This is a genomic window from Streptomyces sp. NPDC054887, from assembly GCF_053610585.1.
Genome location: NZ_JBSGYQ010000096.1, coordinates 1 through 18,198, shown reverse-complemented (window position 1 = coordinate 18,198; position 18,198 = coordinate 1). Strand labels below are relative to the sequence as shown.

Annotated in this window: 17 protein-coding genes and 1 rRNA gene; 15 read left to right on the top strand and 3 right to left on the bottom strand. The window is 71.2% G+C overall.

From position 1 onward, the window contains the following. The 9 genes from rrf to ACWGH0_RS32405 all read left to right on the top strand — a co-directional run. Positions 1-93 (top strand): 5S ribosomal RNA (gene rrf / locus ACWGH0_RS32445); the annotation flags it as partial. A gap of 68 nt (positions 94-161) precedes the next feature. Beyond that, positions 162-806, top strand: coding sequence for an HAD family hydrolase (locus ACWGH0_RS32440; protein WP_453407857.1), 645 nt, complete (start codon positions 162-164; stop codon positions 804-806). 45 nt (positions 807-851) lie between these two features. Then, a complete protein-coding gene (locus ACWGH0_RS32435; RefSeq protein ID WP_453407856.1) occupies positions 852-2,057 on the top strand; it encodes an MFS transporter in 1,206 nt (401 codons plus the stop codon). After that, positions 2,026-3,201 (top strand): acetoin utilization protein AcuC, encoded by a 1,176-nt coding sequence (locus ACWGH0_RS32430; protein ID WP_453407855.1) that lies wholly within the window; start codon positions 2,026-2,028, stop codon positions 3,199-3,201. The genes ACWGH0_RS32435 and ACWGH0_RS32430 overlap by 32 nt, the downstream gene beginning before the upstream one ends. Before the next feature lie 512 nt (positions 3,202-3,713). Then, positions 3,714-4,529 (top strand): phosphatase, encoded by an 816-nt coding sequence (locus tag ACWGH0_RS32425; RefSeq protein WP_453407854.1) that lies wholly within the window; start codon positions 3,714-3,716, stop codon positions 4,527-4,529. A gap of 127 nt (positions 4,530-4,656) precedes the next feature. Continuing rightward, on the top strand, positions 4,657-4,866 hold the full coding sequence (locus ACWGH0_RS32420; RefSeq protein ID WP_158687078.1) for a helix-turn-helix domain-containing protein: 210 nt from the start codon (positions 4,657-4,659) through the stop codon (positions 4,864-4,866). Positions 4,867-4,976: 110 nt separating this feature from the next. Then, positions 4,977-5,075, top strand: coding sequence for a 30S ribosomal protein bS22 (locus tag ACWGH0_RS32415; RefSeq protein ID WP_003948845.1), 99 nt, complete (start codon positions 4,977-4,979; stop codon positions 5,073-5,075). Positions 5,076-5,270: 195 nt separating this feature from the next. Next, a complete protein-coding gene (locus tag ACWGH0_RS32410) occupies positions 5,271-6,311 on the top strand; it encodes an NAD-dependent epimerase/dehydratase family protein (RefSeq protein WP_453407853.1) in 1,041 nt (346 codons plus the stop codon). A 1-nt stretch (position 6,312) separates the two neighbouring features. Next, positions 6,313-7,398, top strand: coding sequence for a lysophospholipid acyltransferase family protein (locus ACWGH0_RS32405; protein ID WP_453407852.1), 1,086 nt, complete (start codon positions 6,313-6,315; stop codon positions 7,396-7,398). 67 nt (positions 7,399-7,465) lie between these two features. On the opposite strand, the gene ACWGH0_RS32400 is transcribed toward ACWGH0_RS32405, so the two are convergent. The 3 genes from ACWGH0_RS32400 to ACWGH0_RS32390 all read right to left on the bottom strand — a co-directional run bounded on the left by ACWGH0_RS32400 (position 7,466) and on the right by ACWGH0_RS32390 (position 10,949). Next, the gene (locus ACWGH0_RS32400; protein WP_453407851.1) at positions 7,466-8,659 is read right to left on the bottom strand and encodes a DUF5667 domain-containing protein; all 1,194 of its coding nucleotides are present in this window, start codon (positions 8,657-8,659) and stop codon (positions 7,466-7,468) included. 256 nt (positions 8,660-8,915) lie between these two features. After that, on the bottom strand, positions 8,916-9,698 hold the full coding sequence (locus ACWGH0_RS32395; RefSeq protein WP_069927590.1) for an ECF subfamily RNA polymerase sigma factor, BldN family: 783 nt from the start codon (positions 9,696-9,698) through the stop codon (positions 8,916-8,918). Positions 9,699-10,004: 306 nt separating this feature from the next. Further along, on the bottom strand, positions 10,005-10,949 hold the full coding sequence (locus tag ACWGH0_RS32390) for an HAD family hydrolase (protein ID WP_453407850.1): 945 nt from the start codon (positions 10,947-10,949) through the stop codon (positions 10,005-10,007). Between the two features lie 136 nt (positions 10,950-11,085). Here ACWGH0_RS32390 and ACWGH0_RS32385 point away from each other — a divergent pair, with 136 nt between their 5' ends. The 6 genes from ACWGH0_RS32385 (at position 11,086) to hemB (ending at position 18,017) form a co-directional block, all read left to right on the top strand. Further along, positions 11,086-11,367 (top strand): glutaredoxin family protein, encoded by a 282-nt coding sequence (locus tag ACWGH0_RS32385; protein ID WP_453407849.1) that lies wholly within the window; start codon positions 11,086-11,088, stop codon positions 11,365-11,367. A gap of 271 nt (positions 11,368-11,638) precedes the next feature. Continuing rightward, positions 11,639-12,442: a redox-sensing transcriptional repressor Rex gene (locus tag ACWGH0_RS32380; protein WP_453407848.1), complete on the top strand. Its 804-nt coding sequence runs from the start codon at positions 11,639-11,641 to the stop codon at positions 12,440-12,442. After that, positions 12,439-14,046, top strand: a complete 1,608-nt coding sequence (locus ACWGH0_RS32375; protein WP_453407847.1) for a glutamyl-tRNA reductase — start codon at positions 12,439-12,441, stop codon at positions 14,044-14,046. The genes ACWGH0_RS32380 and ACWGH0_RS32375 overlap by 4 nt, the downstream gene beginning before the upstream one ends. Continuing rightward, positions 14,043-15,002 (top strand): hydroxymethylbilane synthase, encoded by a 960-nt coding sequence (gene hemC / locus ACWGH0_RS32370; protein WP_453407846.1) that lies wholly within the window; start codon positions 14,043-14,045, stop codon positions 15,000-15,002. The genes ACWGH0_RS32375 and hemC overlap by 4 nt, the downstream gene beginning before the upstream one ends. Further along, positions 14,999-16,666 (top strand): uroporphyrinogen-III synthase, encoded by a 1,668-nt coding sequence (locus ACWGH0_RS32365; protein ID WP_453407845.1) that lies wholly within the window; start codon positions 14,999-15,001, stop codon positions 16,664-16,666. The genes hemC and ACWGH0_RS32365 overlap by 4 nt, the downstream gene beginning before the upstream one ends. Positions 16,667-17,015: 349 nt before the next feature. Continuing rightward, positions 17,016-18,017 (top strand): porphobilinogen synthase, encoded by a 1,002-nt coding sequence (hemB, locus tag ACWGH0_RS32360; protein ID WP_453407844.1) that lies wholly within the window; start codon positions 17,016-17,018, stop codon positions 18,015-18,017. Positions 18,018-18,198 lie beyond the last annotated feature (181 nt).

The window sequence follows — 18,198 nt, the reverse complement described above, 5'->3', positions numbered from 1 at the left end:
ACGCCCGGTTACATTCCGAACCCGGAAGCTAAGCCTTTCAGCGCCGATGGTACTGCAGGGGGGACCCTGTGGGAGAGTAGGACGCCGCCGAACAAATTTTATGCCCCGGCCCCTGGACTTATGTCCAGGGGCCGGGGCTTTTTTGCGTTTAAGGTCAAGTCATGCGCTACGACCTCATCATCTTCGACAACGACGGCGTCCTCGTGGACAGCGAGCCGATCGCCAACACCATCCTGGCCGGCTACCTGAGCGAGCTGGGGCACCCGACCTCCTACGAGGACTCGCTCCGCGACTACATGGGGTCCGCCGTGCACCGGATCCACGACCTGGTGCTGGAACGGACCGGCCAGCGGCTGCCCGAGGACTTCGACAAGACGCTGCACGCGCGGATCTTCGCCGCTTTCGAGCGGGAGCTGAAGCCGGTCGCTGGGGCGGAGGAGCTGCTGGGGCGGCTGGTCGCGGACGGGGTGTCGTACTGTCTGGCGTCCTCCGGGAGCCATGAGCGGATCAGGGTCGGGCACCTGGTCACGGGGCTCGACGAGTGGTTCGAGGACAGCTGGATCTTCAGCTCGCAGGACGTCGGGCGGGGCAAGCCGGCCCCCGACCTCTTTCTGCACGCCGCCGAGCGGATGGGCGTACCGGCGGAGCGCTGTGTGGTGGTGGAGGACAGTCCGCTCGGGGTGGAGGCGGCGCGGGCGGCCGGGATGGATGTGTACGGCTTCACCGCGATGACGTCGGCGGACAGGCTGGCGGGTGCGAAGGGGTGCTTCTCGGATCTGGGCGAGCTGCCGGAGTTGCTCGCCTGACCGATCTCTACCCATGGGTAGGGGACGGGCCTACGCTGTGCGGCCATGACAGACGCGCGCCTGCGGCACGGCAGGGCTTCGCTGGGGTTGAGCTTCTTCGCGCAGGGTGTGGCGTTCGCGTTGCTCGTGACGCGGCTGCCGGCCGTTCAGGACCGGTACGGGATATCCGACGGGCTGCTGCCGCTCTTCCTGGCCGCCGTGCCGATTCTGGCCGGTGCGGGCAGTGTCGCCACCGAGCTGCTGGTGAAGCGGGTCAGGCCGAGTGTCGTACTGCGGTGGTCGCAGCCGGTGGTGGTGCTGGCGCTGCTGTGGGTCGGGGGCGGCACGCGGATGTGGCAAGTGGCGGTCGCCCTGGGGGTGTTCGGGGTGGCGGTCGGTGCGCTGGACGCGTCCATGAACATGCTGGGGGTGAGCCTTCAGCGGGCGTACGGGCGCAGCATCATGCTGGGTTTCCACGCGGCGTACAGCCTCGGGGGGATCGTGGGGGCGTCGCTCGCGTGGGTGGGGGCGCACTGGGATCTGGCGCTGTTCGTGTCGTATCTGCCGGTGGCGGCCGTGCTGTTGCCCGCGGTGTTCGTCGGCAGCCGGTGGTTCGTCGACGGTGGGGACGGCGTGGTGGACGGGGCCGCCGGCGGGGGAGTGGCGTCGGCGGGTGGGTTTCGCTTGTTGCTGCCCCTGTGCCTCGTGATGACGTTCGCGTACATCGGGGACTCGACCGTGTCGAACTGGAGCGCCAAGTACCTGGAGGACGTGCTCGGTTCGTCGGAGGAGACGGCGACTCTGCCGTACAACGTCTACATGGTGACGAACCTGCTGGGGCGGGCCGTCGGGGACTTCGGGGTGCGGCGGTTCGGGGCGGTCGCCGTGGTGCGGGCCGGGGCGCTGGTGGCCGCCGGTGGGTTCGCGGTGGTGGCGGGGGCTCCGGGGGTCGGGGTGGGGATGCTCGGGTTCACGCTGCTCGGGCTGGGGCTGTGCGTGATCGTGCCGCAGACGTTCGCGGCGGCGGGGCGGATCTTTCCCGGGGCGGCGAGCGACGCGGCCGTGGCCCGGCTCAACGTGTTCAATTACGTGGGGTTTCTGGTGGGGGCGCCGTTGGTGGGGGCGCTCGGGGACGCGTGGAGCTACCGCGGGGCGATGCTCGTGCCGATGGTGCTTGTGCTGGTCACGCTCGTGTACGCCCGGTCGTTCGCCGGCGAGGGCGACCGATACGGTGGCGGGCATGAGCGGGCGCGCGCTGTTGATGTGGGATGACGCTGTTACGGGCTACGACTTCGGGGCGAGCCATCCGATGGACCCCGTCAGGCTTGCCCTGACCATGGGGCTCGTACGGGCGTACGGGCTCGACCGGGAGGTCGATGTCGTCGCCGCGCCGGCCGCCGGCAACTCGACGCTGCGGCTGGTGCACCGTGAGGACTATGTGGCGGCGGTGCGGGCGGCTTCGGCGGATCCGCGGGGAGCGGATCAGGCGTACGGGCTGGGGACGGTCGACGATCCCGCCTTCGCCGGGATGCACGAGGCTTCCGCGCTGATCGCCGGGCAGTCGGTGGGGGCGGCGGAGGCGGTGTGGCGGGGGGAGGCCGCGCACGCGGTCAACTTCGCCGGCGGGCTGCATCACGCGATGCCGGGGAGTGCGGCGGGGTTCTGCATCTACAACGACGCGTCGTTGGCGATCGCGCGGCTGCTGGAACTGGGGGCGGAGCGGGTCGCGTACGTGGATGTGGACGTGCACCACGGGGACGGGGTGCAGGCGGCGTTCTGGGACGATCCGCGGGTTCTGACGATTTCGCTGCACGAGCATCCGCGCACGCTGTTCCCGGGGACCGGGTGGCCGGAGGAGACGGGCGGCAGCGGGGCGGGTGAGGGCTCGGCGGTGAATGTGGCGCTGCCAGCGGGGACGGGGGACGCGGGGTGGCTGCGGGCGTTCCACTCGGTCGTACCGGAGCTCCTGGCGGACTTCCGGCCCCAGGTGCTCGTCACGCAGCACGGCGCCGACACGCACTTCGAGGATCCGCTGGCCCATCTGGCGGTATCGCTGGACGCGCAGCGGGCGGTGCAGATGGCGTGTCACGAGCTGGCGCATGCGTATGTCGACGGTGGGGCGTGGGTGGCGCTCGGGGGTGGGGGGTACGCGGTGGTCGATGTCGTACCCCGGTCGTGGGCGCATCTGGTCGGGATCGCGGCGCATCGGCCGGTTGATCCGGAGTCGGTGATTCCGGCGTCCTGGCGGGATGAAGTGTACGCGCGTACGCGGCAGTTGGGACCCGGGCGGATGACGGACGGGGTGTCGCCGGTGTGGCAGGGGTGGGAGGCGGGGTACGACCCCGCGGACCGCTTGGACCAGGCGGTGCTGGCGGCTCGGCGGGCGGCGTTTCCTTTGCGGGGGTTGTTGGCGTAGGCGCGTGTGGGGCGGCGGGGTGCCGCCGCCGCTTGGGCGGGGTGGAGGTCTGTCCCGGGGCTGGGGGTCGGTGCCGGCGTTGGGCGGTGCGGGGGCTTGGGAGTGGTGCCGGGGCTTCGGCGCCGTGCCGTTCCGGGGCTTCGGGGGTGGTGCCGCGCCCGGGCGTCTCCTCGGGTGCCGAACGTTCGGGTGGGGCTGCGGCTGGTTCGGGGTGGTTGCGTTCGGCACCCTGCGGGGAGCGCCCGGGCACGTCCCCGCCCGGCACTGTGATCGGTTCGGCGGGGGTTACGCCCTGCGGAGAGCGCCCAGGTGCGTCCGTTCGGCACTGTGGCCCAGTCGGCCGGCGGTGGGGGCCGAACCGGATGGGCTCTCCGCCGATCGGGGTTCGGGGCGGGGCTGCCTTTCGTCGCCGTGAACTGCTGGGGGACGGCAGTTGTCGGGGTTACGCCAAGTGTGGGGTCTGTTCGGGGTTTTGGCGGAAAGGGGGGTGGGGGTGGGGGAGCATCGGCAGGGTGTTGAGTACCGGCGCTTTGCGTGCGCATCTGTTGGCGTCCCGGCTGGCCGGGACCGTGGCCACCACGCGGGAGGCGAGCCTGCGGAGCTACCGGCTGTTCGCCGCGCGTGACCCCCGGGTGCTGCTGGGGCTCGACCCCGAGCGGGCCTGGGACGAGGCCGAGGTCATGGCCCTGATGGCCGCCAAGTGCGGGGTCTCCGACGATCCGGGGTGTGTGAGCGGGGACGACGTGATCGACCCGGAGCGGACGCTGGCGCGGCTGGAGGCGTTCGCGGGGCGGTTGGGGGAGGCCGCCGCTCAGGGGGTGCCGGTGCTGCTCGGGACCGGCCATCCGCACCGGTTGCTCGGTTTCTACACCGGTCTCGCAGACGCTTTGTCGGCGGCGGGATGTCCTGTCCTCACCCCCGCGCAGGGGCGATGTGTCGACATAACGACCCGGTTCGGCGTACGTACTTACACCTTGGACTACGTACGAGGCGTCGCGCTGGTGCGAGAACCCGGCGCGCGGGACGGCGTGAGTGACACCGGCGCACACAGCCATTCGCCCCTCCCGGTTAGGGTCGCGCTCGCTGCCGCGGAGGAGGCGGGAGGACCCTTGCCGGGGCTTGTCGTGGGGGACCACGGATGGGTCTGCGGTGCAGGTCAGTTGGGGTTCGAGGCCATTGGGCTGGCCGATACCGATGACCCCGCGCTGTTCGTAGGAGAGGCCGAGGGGCGGGTGTCCGTCGCCGTTCCGCTTGATGATGCCGTGCGGTCCGATTACTACCGACCGCTTACTCGCTATGTACTCAATCGAGCGTGTCTGTCACGGTAGGCGTCGGATGGCTGCTCCTCTTCCCCACTCGCATCACCCGCCCCTAGTCTGGGAGTGAGCGCACAGCGACGAAGAGTCACCGGAGGGGAAGCCGGTGCGCGTCGGGTGCGGAAGGTACAGGTGGGTCATGGCTGCTGGCGAGAGGCCTCTCAACGAGGTCAAGTTTCTGACCGTGGCGGAAGTCGCCTCGGTGATGCGAGTGTCGAAGATGACCGTGTACCGCTTGGTGCACAGCGGTCATCTGCCGGCGATCCGGGTGGGCAGGTCCTTCCGGGTTCCGGAGCAAGCAGTGCACGAGTACCTCCGAGAGTCCTTTGTGGGGGTGGAATCGGCCTGATGGCGGCCTCGGATTACGTCCCTCTCTCGGTGGCGGGTAGGCTAGGCCCTCGTAGGTCGTGTGGGCCCAGACGCCCCGCACCGAGTGAAGAGAAGTGAGCGAGGGTAGTCGTGGGCTCTGTTATCAAGAAGCGGCGCAAGCGGATGGCCAAGAAGAAGCACCGCAAGCTGCTCAAGCGCACCCGCGTTCAGCGTCGCAACAAGAAGTAAGCGGCAGCTGTACGTGAATCCGCAGCCCTTCCACCGTCATGGTGGGAGGGCTGCGGTGCGTTGTGGCCCGTTTGGCCCGTGCGCCCCGCGTAGCCCATGTGTGTCTGCTGTCACTTCGGCCGCCGTGCGGTCGTCACAGCGCGACGCACACCCGCTACGGTGGCCGCCAGGGGAGACCGAGGGAAGGCGCTGATCTTGGGCAAGGTCGTGCTCGTCACAGGTGTGGCCCGGCAGCTGGGCGGCCGTTTCGTACGTCGCATCCAGCGTGACCCCGATGTGGACCGGGTGGTCGGCGTCGACGCGGTCCCGCCCGAGCACCACCTGGGTGGCGCGGACTTCGTGCAGGCGGACATCCGCCAGCCCGCCATCGCGCGCGTGCTCGCCGAGCACGCCGTCGACACCGTCGTGCACCTGGACGTCACCGGTACGCCGCTGGGCACCGGCGGAAGCCGTGCGTCGGTCAAGGAGACCAACGTCATCGGCACGATGCAGCTGCTGGGGGCGTGCCAGAAGTCGCCGACCGTGCAGCGGCTCGTCGTGAAGTCCAGTACGAGCGTCTACGGGTCCGCGCCGCGCGACCCCGCCGTCTTCACCGAGACCACGCCGCCGAAGTCGCTGCCGAGCGGCGGCTTCGCGAAGGACGCGGTCGAGGTCGAGGGGTACGTACGGGGCTTCGCACGCCGGCGGCCCGACGTGGCGGTGTGCGTGCTGAGGTTCGCGAACATCCTCGGGCCCTGCGCGGACTCGCCGCTGGCCGACTACTTCTCGCTGCCGGTGCTGCCCACGGTCTTCGGGTACGACCCCCGGCTCCAGTTCGTGCACGAGGACGACGTCATCGACGTACTGCGCGTCGCCTCGCACGACCCCCTGCGCGGCACGATGAACAGCGGCACCTTCAACATCGCCGGGGACGGTGTGGTGACGCTCGCTCAGTGCTCGCGGCGGCTGGGACGGCCGACCGTGCCGGTGCTGCTGCCCGCCGTGACCTGGGTCGGGACCGCGCTGCGGACGGTCGGGGTGACTGATTTCTCCCCGGAGCAGATCCGGCTGCTGACGCACGGACGGGTCGTCAGGACCACCCAGATGCGCGAGACACTGGGTTTTGAACCCAAGTACACGACGGCGGAGACCTTCTCGGACTTCGCGCGCAGCCGGGGCCCAGGGCTGCTGCCGCCCGAGACCGTCGCCCGTACCGTCGACCGGCTCTCCACTCTCGTCAGCAAGGAGTGCACCTGACATGGCCGATGCGAAGGTCATCCCCTTCGGTGATGATCCGCGGACCAGGCGGGTCCGGCCCAAGGCCAAGGACGGCGGTGCCGCGCCGGGTGGCGGCGGCGCCACCGGCAAGGAGGCCAAGGGGAAGCGGGCTCCCGGCCGCAAGGGCGCGCCGCTCGCGCCCGTACCGGAGCAGCACGTGGCACCGGACGACGCCGAGGCGGCTCCGGTGGCGCCGCGGGAGCCGGTGCCGGCTCCGGGCGGCGGGGCCGGCTGGGACCGGCGGATCGCGGGCGGGCTCGCGTTCCTGCGACGGCGGCTGACCGGCGACTACGAGGTCGACGAGTTCGGATACGACGAGGAGCTCACCGACAAGGTCCTGATGTCGCTGCTCAGGCCCCTGTACGAGAAGTACTTCCGGGTCGAGGTGAAGGGCATCGAGAACATCCCGTCGCAGGGCGGGGCGCTCGTCGTCGCCAATCACTCGGGGACGCTGCCGCTGGACGGGCTGATGCTTCAGGCGGCGGTGCACGACACGCATCCGGGTGGGCGGCACCTGCGGCTGCTGGCGGCGGACCTGGTGTTCATGCTGCCGGTCGTGAACGAGCTGGCCCGGAAGGCGGGGCACACGCTGGCCTGCGCGGAGGACGCCGAGGAGCTGCTGCGGCGGGGCGAGGTCGTCGGGGTGATGCCGGAGGGCTTCAAGGGCATCGGGAAGCCGTTCAGCGAGCGGTACAAGCTCCAGCGGTTCGGGCGCGGCGGGTTCGTGTCGACCGCGTTGCGGGCGGGCGTGCCGATCGTGCCGTGCTCGATCGTGGGGGCCGAGGAGATCTATCCGATGGTGGGGAACGCGCGGACGCTGGCGCGGGTGCTGGGGCTTCCGTACTTCCCGCTCACGCCCACCTTCCCCTGGCTCGGGCCGCTCGGGGCCGTGCCGCTGCCGACGAAGTGGACGATCCAGTTCGGGGAGCCGATTCCCACGGACGGGTATCCGGCGGAGGCGGCGGAGGACCCGATGCTCATGTTCAACCTGACGGACCAGGTACGGGAGCAGATCCAGCACACGCTCTACAAGCTGCTGGTGCAGCGGCGGTCCGTGTTCTTCTAGCCGTACGGCGCAAGGCGTGGGCCCGGTCTCCGGCGGAGAGCGGGCCCACGGTCGGTCTTCGGCGGTGCTACGGCGCGTTCTCCTCCTCGATGCCCAGGCCCGGGAGGATGCCGGGGAGCAGCGGGGGAACCGTGACGTCCGGGACCGGTGGGGCCTCGGACGGTGAGGACGGGGCCGTCGTGTCCTGCGACGGCGGGTCCAGGAGGTCGCCCGGCGCGCCGCCGATGAGGCCCTCGTCCTTGGCGGTGCTGCGGGGGGACGACGGGTCGGGCTTGGCGTCGTCGCCCGTACGGCCGCCGGAGGACGAGGTGCTGGACGGGGCGGGCCGGTCCGCTCCCGGTGTGCCCGTACGGTCCTGGGTCGAGGCGCCGGGGCGTTCGGCGGTCTCGGGGGGCTTCGGGGCGCGCGGAAGCAGTGACTGGAGCGGGGCCACCTCTTGGTCTATGGCGTCGAAGACGGAACTCACCTCTTCGCCGACGTCGGCCAGCTGCACCGGGAGCTTGTCGCGCAGGTTGCTCCATGCCTGGCGGTGCGACCTGGCGAACGACGACAGGGCCTGGATGGAGCCGATCGAGCCGTCTCGCGCGTACACCCGGCTGAGCAGGCGGTGGCCCTCGCCGGCGTCGTGCGTCATACCGCTCAGCGTGCGTCTGACCTCGCCGAGCTGTTCGTGGTCCAGGTCGCCGGCCCGGCCGCGCTCCAGGAGGCGGCGTGCCTCCATGAGGCGGGTCGAAGCCTGGTCGAGATAGATCTCGCCACGGTCGGCGTCGTCGCCTGCCATGCCGAGTTTGACGTCTTCCATGCCTCGTTTCAGCCCGTACAGCGAATCACCGGGAAGGGCGTCGGAACTCGCAGCGGCCACTCCGCTGAAGGCTCCTGCGGCCACACCCACGGTGAGCCCGCCCGCAGCGATGCCCTTCGACCAGCGGGAGCGCGGGCGCAGCTTCCGGAGCGGCGACGCCCGGTGGGCGCCCCGTCCGGTCCGCTGCTCGGGCACCGTAGGGCCCGTCGGCGCGCCGCCTTCGGCGACCATCGCTTCCATGGCGGCGATGAGCTGGGCCCGCTGGACGACCTTGACCTCGGGGTCCAGCTCCGGTGACGGCAGCTCGCCGAGACCGTTCGCCAGGGTCAGGAGCCGGGTGGTCTCCGGCCCTTCGGCCGTTTCTTCGGGCTGATCTGCCGCCGTGCCCTGGGGCGTCTGTGCCTCCAGCGCTTGGGCGAAGGCGTTCGCCCGCCGGTGCGCCGATACGTTCGCGATCACTGGCGGCACCTCCTCTCGTCATGACGATCGACTCCCCTGGGGGTCCGGAAGGTTGCACGCCATGAGCACATCCACACGATCGAGTGAGTGGCTGCGGACATGGCGTGACCGCAGGGAGCCTGCATCCCGCACAACGAGCGTCTCGGCACTTGGGTTACGCGCGAAGGATGATCCGACCACAACGTCATGGAGCGTCGCCGTGGGGTCACCGAAGGTGACCGTTGTCGGCCGATCGGCGGGGCGTGCGCGGGCGCGTTCAGCGGGCGTCGTCGGGCAGCAGTCGGGCCAGGGTGCGGACCGCCCGGTACTGGAGGGTCTTGATCGCGCCTTCGTTCTTGCCCATGACGCGCGCCGTCTCGGCGACCGAGAGGCCCTGGAGGAAGCGCAGGGTCACGCACTCCTGCTGCTGCGGGTTGAGCTTGCGGACCGCTTCCAGGAGCGCCGCGTTGGAAAGGGATTCGAGGACGGAGTCCTCCGGGCTGCGCTCGACCTCGTTGGCGTCGAGCATTTCGCCGGTGGTCACTTCGAGACGGAATCGGCTCGATTTGAAGTGGTCGGCGACCAGGTTGCGGGCGATGGTGACCAGCCAGGCGCCGAAGTCGCGGCCCTGCCAGGTGAACGTGGAGATGCGGCGCAGGGCGCGCAGGAACGTCTCGCTCGTCAGGTCCTCCGCGGTCGCCTTTCCGCCGACGCGGTAGTAGATGTAGCGGTAGACGGTGTCGCTGTACTGGTCGTAGAGGCGGCCGAACGCGTCGGCCTCGCCGGCCTGTGCGCGTTCGACGAGGTCCATCATGCGTGCGCTGTCGCTGTCGGCGCTGGGCCGACGGGCGGTGGACGTGCCGGTGCCCGAGCCGGCGCCGCGGCTGCGTCTGCCGACCGCCGCACCGCCGTCGGCCAGGGCATAGCAGGGGCCGACAAGTGCAGGGGTGGCAAGGGCGGGGACGGCGTACGCGGTGGGGACGAAGCCGCGCAAGCGGTCCACGACCGTTGCGCGCAGCGTAGCCAGGCCCGAGGCGTCAACCCCGACGTGTGGGTACACGGGACTCCCAGAGGCAGAGCTTCCAACACGTTCAGTGCTAGACCGGTCACTCGTCGTGCTGACGGGTGGGGTCCGGTATGCGTCTGAGGAGAATAACGCTTCGTACAGGCAGCGCTACACCCAGTTGCGAAAATCATCGATTCCGTCGCTTCTGTTACGTCTCAGCGGCGGTGCGAGTAGCAGTTCGTGATCAGTTGGTGATCGGATCACTTCGTAATCTGCGTGATTGCTGGATGCGTTGTGCCCGAGTGGAACTGGCGGGACTGGGGGGAGGCGCGGGCGGGTAGGGACCCCGGATTGCCCGTGCTAGCGGCGGCGGCGGTGCAGGGCCATGGCGGCGGCGGTGCCGCCGGCGATGGCGCCGACGCCGGCGGCCGCCGGGATGCCGACCTTGGCGGCCTTGCGGCCGGTGCGGTAGTCGCGCAGCCGCCACTCGCGTTCGCGGGCGTACCGGCGCAGCTTGGCGTCGGGGTTGATCGCGTACGGATGTCCGACGAGGGACAGCATCGGGATGTCGTTGTGGGAGTCGCTGTACGCGGCGCAGCGCGCCAGCTCCAGGCCCTCGGCGGCGGCCAGGGCGCGTACCGCCTCCGCCTTCGCGGGCCCGTGCAGCGGCTCGCCGACGAGCTTTCCCGTATATACGCCGTCGACGGACTCGGCGACGGTGCCGAGGGCGCCGGTCAGGCCGAGGCGGCGGGCGATGATCGTGGCGGTCTCGACGGGGGCGGCGGTGACCAGCCACACCTTCTGGCCCGCGTCGAGGTGGGCCTGTGCGAGGGCGCGGGTGCCGGGCCAGATGCGCTCGGCCATGTACTCGTCGTAGATCTCCTCGCCGATCGACATCAGCTCGGAGACGCGGTGGCCCTTCACGATGGACAGCGCGCTCTCGCGGGCGTCCTGCATGTGCTCGGGGTCCTCGACGCCGGCCAGCCGGAACCACGCCTGCTGCCAGGCGAAGCGGGCCAGTTCCTGGCGCTGGAAGAACTTGCGCTTGTAGAGGCCGCGGCCGAAGTGGAAGATCGCGGCGCCCTGCATGACGGTGTTGTCGAGGTCGAAGAAGGCGGCCGCCCGGTCGTCGCCGACGACGGGGAACGCGGGCTCTGGCGCGCGGGGCCCGCCGAAGTACGCCGCTTCGAGCTCTTCCTGCTCCAGCGACGTTTTGCGTGCTGCCTCGGCTGCTGCCTCTCCCGCCAGCACGCTGCGGGCTGTCGCCGAGCGCCTGCGGGGGGTGAGCCATCCCAGTGCGGCCATGTCGTGAGCATAGCCAGTCTGTTCGGTACTTCCGGACCCGCTGGGATGCGGCGGCGTGAACTCTCCGGGGCCCCGGCGTTACGGAGCGGGCCGACGAGGGCGGTCCGCGGGAGTCCGGCGGGGCGAGAATGGCGTCATGAGTCCCCTGTTGCGGCGTACGCGTGCGAAGAGGAAGCCGGACGAGCGATTGGTCACGTTGCTCGGCAAGCCGGGCTGTCATCTGTGTGACGACGCGCGCGGCGTGGTGAGCGAGGTGTGCGGAGCGCTCGGAGTGCCGTGGGAGGAGAAGGACATCACGCGGGACGAGGAGCTCAACCGGGAGTACTGGGAGCAGATCCCGGTCGTCCTGATCGACGGCGAGCAGCACACCTTCTGGCGGGTGGACGCCGGGAGGCTGCGGAAGGCGCTGGGCGGCTGACCGGGGCGGTCGGCGGCGGCAGGGGCTTTCGGATGGTTCGGCGACGCAGGCGTGAGGAGTGTGGACTGTTTTGCCCGCTTCGGATCTTCAACGAGTCCGGCCGGTCGGCGGTTCCGTGATCGGGCCGTCGGTGTGCGTGACCCCGGTCACTTTGGGCGGACAAAACGGACACCATCTTTGTGCACGCGTTCACAAAGGCATAGCCTGCATGCGACGGGGCGGTCTTGGTACATACGGCCGCCTGCAGCCCCGCTCATCCCGCAGGAGCACCGTGGCAACTGGCCGAACTCACCGACCGGCGACCCGTAGCCGAGGCATTCCCGAGGCCACCGTCGCCCGACTTCCGCTGTATCTGCGCGCCCTGACCGCGCTCTCCGAGCGCTCGGTCCCCACGGTCTCGTCCGAGGAGCTCGCCGCCGCGGCCGGGGTCAACTCCGCGAAGCTGCGGAAGGACTTCTCGTACCTCGGGTCCTACGGGACGCGCGGGGTCGGGTACGACGTCGAGTACCTCGTCTACCAGATCTCCCGCGAGCTGGGCCTCACCCAGGACTGGCCGGTCGTCATCGTCGGCATCGGCAACCTCGGCGCCGCACTCGCCAACTACGGCGGGTTCGCCTCCCGCGGTTTCCGGGTCGCCGCGCTCATAGACGCCGATCCCGCCATGAAGGGCAAGCCCGTCGCCGGGATGCCCGTCCAGCACACCGACGATCTCGAGAAGATCATCAGTGACAACGGCGTGCACATCGGTGTCATCGCGACCCCGGCGGGCGCCGCCCAGCAGGTCAGCGAGCGGCTCATCGCCGCCGGCGTGACCTCGATCCTCAACTTCGCGCCGACCGTGCTGTCGGTGCCGGACGGGGTCGACGTACGCAAGGTCGACCTCTCCATCGAGCTCCAGATCCTGGCGTTCCACGAGCAGCGCAAGGCCGGTGAGGAGGCCGCCGCCGTGGCCGCCACGTCGGGCGACGTCGTGACGCCGCCCCCGCTGCGGCCGGACACGGCAGCGGCGGCCGCGGCCGCCGCCGCGAGCCGGAAGGGACCCGACGGGGACGTTCCCGCGGTGATGCCGGCATGAGTCTTCTGGTAGTCGGACTGAGTCACCGCAGCGCTCCGGTCAGTGTGCTGGAGCGGGCGTCGCTGACCGCCGAGGCGCAGGCCAAGCTGCTCCAGGACACGCTCGCCTCGGAGCCGGCGGTCGAGGCCGCCGTCCTGGCGACGTGCAACCGCATCGAGCTGTACGCCGACGTGGACAAGTTCCACGCCGGTGTCGCCGAGCTGTCCACGCTGCTCGCGCAGCACAGCGGCGTCGGTCTCGAGGAGCTCACTCCTTACCTGTACGTGCACTACGAGGACCGGGCCGTCCACCACCTCCTTTCGGTGGCGTGCGGACTCGACTCGATGGTCGTCGGCGAGGGGCAGATCCTCGGCCAGATCAAGGACGCGCTCGCGCTGGGGCAGGAGCTGCACACCGCGGGCCGACTGCTGAACGACCTGTTCCAGCAGGCCCTGCGGGTCGGCAAGCGGGCGCACTCCGAGACCGGCATCGACCGGGCCGGGCAGTCGCTCGTCACCTTCGGCCTCGAACAGCTCGCCGCCGGCACCGGCCTGCCGGTCGCGGCCTGGGCCGCGGGCAAGCGGGCGCTGGTGATCGGCGCGGGCTCGATGTCCTCGCTGGCCGCCGCCACGCTCGTACGGACCGGAGTGGCCGAGGTCGTCGTCGCGAACCGCACGCAGGCGCGGGCGGAGCGGCTGGCGGAGATCCTCGGTGAGGCCGGCGGTGTCGCGCGGGCCGTGCCGATGGCCGATGTGGCGCGCGAACTGACACGAGTCGACGTGGTCGTCTCCTGCACCGGCGCCACGGGCCTCGTGCTCACGGCGGAGAACGTCGCGAGCGCGCTCGGGATCACCGCCGACCACGCCGCGGCCGCGGCCTCCGCGGTGGCCGGGGGCGCGGGCGCGCCCGCGGGATGCCCCGTGGCCGCCGGCCCCGCCGGTGCGGGTGAGGCTCCCGGCGCCGGTCAGGCTCCCGGCGCCGTCGTGCCCGCCGCGCGGCAGGGGACGGACGCCGGTTCCATGGAGCAGCACGGGGCCTGGGCCGACAACGGCACCGCCGTCGCGCAGCCCCGTACCCGTGGGCGGGCCGACGTCCCCAGTGGCGCGCCGGTACGGCTCGCGCTGCTCGACCTCGCCATGCCGCGGGACATCGACGCGGGGGTGCACCGGCTGGACGGCGTACGGCTCGTGGACATCGAGTCGCTGGCCGAGGCTTCCGCCGACGCGCCCATGGCCGCCGATGTGGACCAGGTGCGGACCATCGTGTCCGACGAGGTCGCGGCCTTCGGCGCCGCCCAGCGCGCCGCGCAGATCACGCCCACCGTCGTCGCCCTGCGCAGCATGGCCGCCGACGTGGTGACGAACGAGGTCGCCCGGCTGGAGGGGCGGCTTCCCGGACTCGACGAAAAGCAGCGCGCGGAGATCACGCAGACCGTGCGCCGTGTCGTCGACAAGCTCCTGCACGCGCCCACCGTGCGGGTCAAGCAGCTCGCCAGCGAGCCCGGCGGCGCCGGGTACGCGGACGCGCTGCGCGAACTCTTCGACCTCGACCCGCAGACGGTCGCCGCCGTCAGCAGGGCCGACCTGAACGACACCCCTGACGGTGGGAATAGAGGCCGGGCATGACTACGGATGCCTTGAAGCTGGGGACCAGGCGCAGCAAGCTCGCCATGGCCCAGTCGGGACACGTCGCCGAGGCGGTGCGCCGGATCACCGGCCGCCCCGTCGAGCTGGTGGAGATCACCACGTACGGAGACGTCTCGCGGGAGCAGCTCGCGCAGATCGGCGGTACGGGCGTCTTCGTGACCGCCCTGCGGGACGCGCTGCTGAAGGGCGAGGTGGACTTCGCGGTCCACTCCCTGAAAGACCTGCCGACCGCCCAGCCGGACGATCTGACGCTGGCCGCCGTGCCGGAGCGGGAGGACCCGCGCGACGTGCTCGTCGCGCGCGACGGCCTCACGCTGGCGCGGCTGCCCGCCGGATCCCGGGTGGGCACCGGCTCGCCGCGCCGCATGGCGCAGCTCAACGCGTACGCGCGGGCGCACGGACTCGACTTCGAGACCGTGCCGATCCGCGGGAACATCGACACTCGTGTCGGGTATGTACGGAGCGGGGAACTGGATGCGGTGGTCCTGGCCGCCGCCGGCCTCAACCGCATCGGCAGGAGCGACGAGGTGACCGAGTTCCTCGCGGTCGACGTCGTCCTGCCCGCCCCCGGCCAGGGGGCCCTGGCAATCGAGTGCGCCGCCACCCGCGGTGAACTCGCTGCCGCGCTCGCCGAGCTCGACGACCCGCACACGCGGGCCGCCGTGACCGCCGAGCGATCCCTGCTCGCCGCCCTGGAGGCCGGCTGCAGCGCACCTGTGGGTGCGTTGGCCGACCTGCTGGCCGACGGACAGGTTGTCAACGAAATGCGCCTGCGCGGTGTCGTCGGTACCCCCGACGGCACGGAGCTGGTGCAGCTGTCCACCACCGGTCCCGTACCCACGTCGCACAACGACGCGATCACTCTCGGACGCGAACTCGCCGACGAGATGCTCGCGAAGGGTGCGGCCGGTCTTATGGGGGAGCGAGCACAATGAGCCCCACCACCACCTCTACGTCAGTACCTGCGGCGTTCCCCGCGTCCGGGCACGTCACATTCCTCGGCGCCGGACCCGGTGACCCCGGTCTGCTGACGCTGCGCGCCGTCGAGGCGCTCGGGAGCGCGGACGTGCTGATCGCCGAGCCACACGTGCTCGATGTCGTACGTACTCATGCCAGGCCGGGCGTAAGCACGCCGCAGCTGACGGTGGTTGACGATGCGTCAACAGCCGCCGGTATCCCCGCAATCAGGGATGCGGTCAATCTTGTCATGGAGGCCGCACGGGGCGGCAGGCGGGTCGTCCGTGCGATCTCCGGCGACCCCGGTCTCGACGGCGACGCCGCCGACGAGATGCTCGCCTGCGCCGCCGAGGGCATCCCCTTCGAGGTCGTTCCCGGTGTCGCCTCGGCGGTCGGCGTCCCGGCGTACGCCGGTGTGCCGCTGCGCGGCGGGCGAGGGACGGACGTCCGCTTCGTCGACGCCCGCAGCGCCGACGACAGATGCTGGTCCGAGATCGGGCAGAGCGACGTCACGGCCGTCGTCTCCACGACGCTGGACGCGGTCGCGTCGGCCGCGGGCGAACTCGTCTCGGCCGGGCGCAAGCCCGACACCCCGATGAGCGTGACCATCGCCGGTACGACCACCCGGCAGCGGACGTGGAACGCGACGCTCGGCACGGTCGCCCAGGTCCTGAAGCAGGCCAAGGTGCTCCCCTCGCCCGAGGGCCACCAGCCCGTCATAGCCGTGGTCGGCGAGCGCAGCGCCGCTGCTCAGCGCGAGCAGTTGTCGTGGTTCGAGTCGAAGCCGCTGTTCGGGTGGCGGGTGCTGGTTCCGCGTACGAAGGAGCAGGCGGCGTCGCTCTCCGACCAGCTTCGGTCCTACGGAGCGGTGCCGCACGAGGTGCCGACCATCGCCGTCGAGCCGCCGCGCACGCCGCAGCAGATGGAGCGGGCGGTCAAGGGGCTCGTCACCGGGCGCTACGAGTGGATCGCCTTCACCAGCGTCAACGCGGTCAAGGCCGTCCGGGAGAAGTTCGAGGAGTACGGGCTCGACGCGCGTGCCTTCGCCGGGATCAAGGTCGCCGCGGTGGGTGAGCAGACGGCCGCCGCGCTGGTCGAGTTCGGCGTGAAGCCGGACCTCGTGCCGAGCGGCGAGCAGTCCGCGGCCGGGCTCCTGGAGGACTGGCCGCCGTACGACCCGGTCTTCGACCCGATCGACCGCGTCTTCCTGCCGCGGGCCGACATCGCGACGGAGACGCTGGTCGCGGGCCTCATCGAGCTGGGCTGGGAGGTCGACGACGTCACGGCCTACCGGACCGTACGGGCTTCGCCGCCGCCGGCGGACACCCGCGAGGCCATCAAGGGCGGCGGTTTCGACGCCGTTCTCTTCACGTCGAGCAGCACCGTGCGCAACCTCGTGGGCATCGCGGGCAAGCCGCACAACGTGACGGTGATCGCGTGCATCGGCCCCGCCACGGCGAAGACGGCGGAGGAGCACGGCCTGCGGGTCGACGTCCTGTCGCCGGAACCGTCGGTGCACAAGCTGGCCGAGGCGCTGGCGGCCTTCGGGACCCAGCGCCGCGAGGCGGCGATCGCGGCCGGCGAACACGTGACACGGCCGAGCGAGCGCCGCCCGGGCTCACGCCGCCGGCGGACTACGTAGCGGTCTGGCGTCTTCGTGGGGCGTGCGTCGTGGGGCGTGCGTCGTGGGGCGTGGGGCGTGAGTTGTGCGTCGTGGGGCCTGCGCCATGGGGCCTGCGCCATGGGGCGTGCGCCGTGGGGCGTGAGTAGTGCGTCGTGCGTGTAGGTAGGTGTGCGTGGTGCGATGAGGGCCGGGACCCAGGGCGAAGCCCAAGGTCCCGGCCCTCCGCGTCTGGTGGGGTGTCCTGTGGGCCATCCTGTGGGTCGCCGGATGGGCGGCGGCTGGGCGTCGGCCGGGTTCATGGGTGCCGGTCGTGGTGCCGACGGGGTGACGGTAAAAGCGGTCGTCGGGGCGGCGTAGCGTGTTTGACATGACTGTGTATGGATCCTTCCCCGGGGCCCGCCCCCGTCGGCTGCGTACCACCCCCGCCATGCGCCGCATGGTCGCCGAGAACCGGTTGCACCCGGCCGATCTGATCCTTCCGGCGTTCGTACGGGAGGGCATCAGCGAGCCCGTGGACATCTCCGCCATGCCGGGCGTCCGGCAGCACACGCTGGAAACGCTGCGCAAGGCGGCGGTCGAGGCGGTCGAGGCGGGCGTCGCGGGGATCATGCTGTTCGGCGTACCGGCCGACGAGAAGAAGGACGCGGCGGGCACGGCGGGAACCGACCCCGACGGAATCCTCCAGGTCGCGCTGCGCGAGGTGCGGGCCGAGGTGGGCGACGACCTCGTGATCATGTCCGACCTGTGCCTGGACGAGTACACCGACCACGGCCACTGCGGCGTCCTGGACGCCGACGGGCGGGTCGACAACGACGCGACGCTGGAGCGGTACGCCGAGATGGCGCAGGTCCAGGCGGACGCGGGCGCGCACGTGGTGGGCCCCAGCGGCATGATGGACGGCCAGGTCGGCGTCGTCCGCGACGCGCTGGACACCATCGGCAAGGAGGACGTGTCGATCCTGGCGTACACGGCGAAGTACTCGTCGGCCTTCTACGGCCCGTTCCGCGAGGCGGTGGGGTCCTCGCTGCGGGGCGACCGCAAGACATACCAGCAGGACCCGGCGAACCTGCGCGAGTCGATGCGCGAGCTGGCGCTCGACCTCGACGAGGGCGCCGACATGGTGATGGTGAAGCCGGCCGGCCCCTACCTGGACGTGCTGGCGAAGGTCGCGGAGGCGGTCGACGTACCGGTGGCTGCGTACCAGATCAGTGGCGAGTACGCCATGATCGAGGCGGCGGCGGAGCGCGGCTGGATCGACCGGGAGAAGGCGATCATGGAGTCGCTGCTGGGCATCAAGCGCGCCGGCGCGAACATGATCCTGACGTACTGGGCGACGGAGGTCGCGCGCGGGCTGGCGCGGGAGCGGTAGGCCGGTTCGGTGGGCCGGTGGGCCGGTGGGCCGGTGGGCCGGTGGGCCGGTGGGTCGGTGGGTCGGTGCGGTGGTTCAGGGCAGGCGGGTGAACCACTTGTTGCTTCTGGGGGGTGTGGGGCCGTCCCCGGGCGCTTGAGTGTCGGTGGGCCGGGGTGGTGCGTCAAGGGCGCTCCTGCGT

Excerpts from the sequence above, each read along its gene's own strand:
- ACWGH0_RS32440 (WP_453407857.1), top strand. The coding sequence starts at position 162 with ATGCGCTACGACCTCATCATCTTCGACAACGACGGCGTCCTCGTGGAC.
- ACWGH0_RS32435 (WP_453407856.1), top strand. The coding sequence starts at position 852 with ATGACAGACGCGCGCCTGCGGCACGGCAGGGCTTCGCTGGGGTTGAGC.
- ACWGH0_RS32430 (WP_453407855.1), top strand. The coding sequence starts at position 2,026 with ATGAGCGGGCGCGCGCTGTTGATGTGGGATGACGCTGTTACGGGCTAC.
- ACWGH0_RS32420 (WP_158687078.1), top strand. The coding sequence starts at position 4,657 with ATGGCTGCTGGCGAGAGGCCTCTCAACGAGGTCAAGTTTCTGACCGTG.
- ACWGH0_RS32405 (WP_453407852.1), top strand. The coding sequence starts at position 6,313 with ATGGCCGATGCGAAGGTCATCCCCTTCGGTGATGATCCGCGGACCAGG.
- ACWGH0_RS32390 (WP_453407850.1), bottom strand. The coding sequence starts at position 10,949 with ATGGCCGCACTGGGATGGCTCACCCCCCGCAGGCGCTCGGCGACAGCC.
- ACWGH0_RS32385 (WP_453407849.1), top strand. The coding sequence starts at position 11,086 with ATGAGTCCCCTGTTGCGGCGTACGCGTGCGAAGAGGAAGCCGGACGAG.
- ACWGH0_RS32375 (WP_453407847.1), top strand. The coding sequence starts at position 12,439 with ATGAGTCTTCTGGTAGTCGGACTGAGTCACCGCAGCGCTCCGGTCAGT.
- hemC (WP_453407846.1), top strand. The coding sequence starts at position 14,043 with ATGACTACGGATGCCTTGAAGCTGGGGACCAGGCGCAGCAAGCTCGCC.
- ACWGH0_RS32365 (WP_453407845.1), top strand. The coding sequence starts at position 14,999 with ATGAGCCCCACCACCACCTCTACGTCAGTACCTGCGGCGTTCCCCGCG.
- hemB (WP_453407844.1), top strand. The coding sequence starts at position 17,016 with ATGACTGTGTATGGATCCTTCCCCGGGGCCCGCCCCCGTCGGCTGCGT.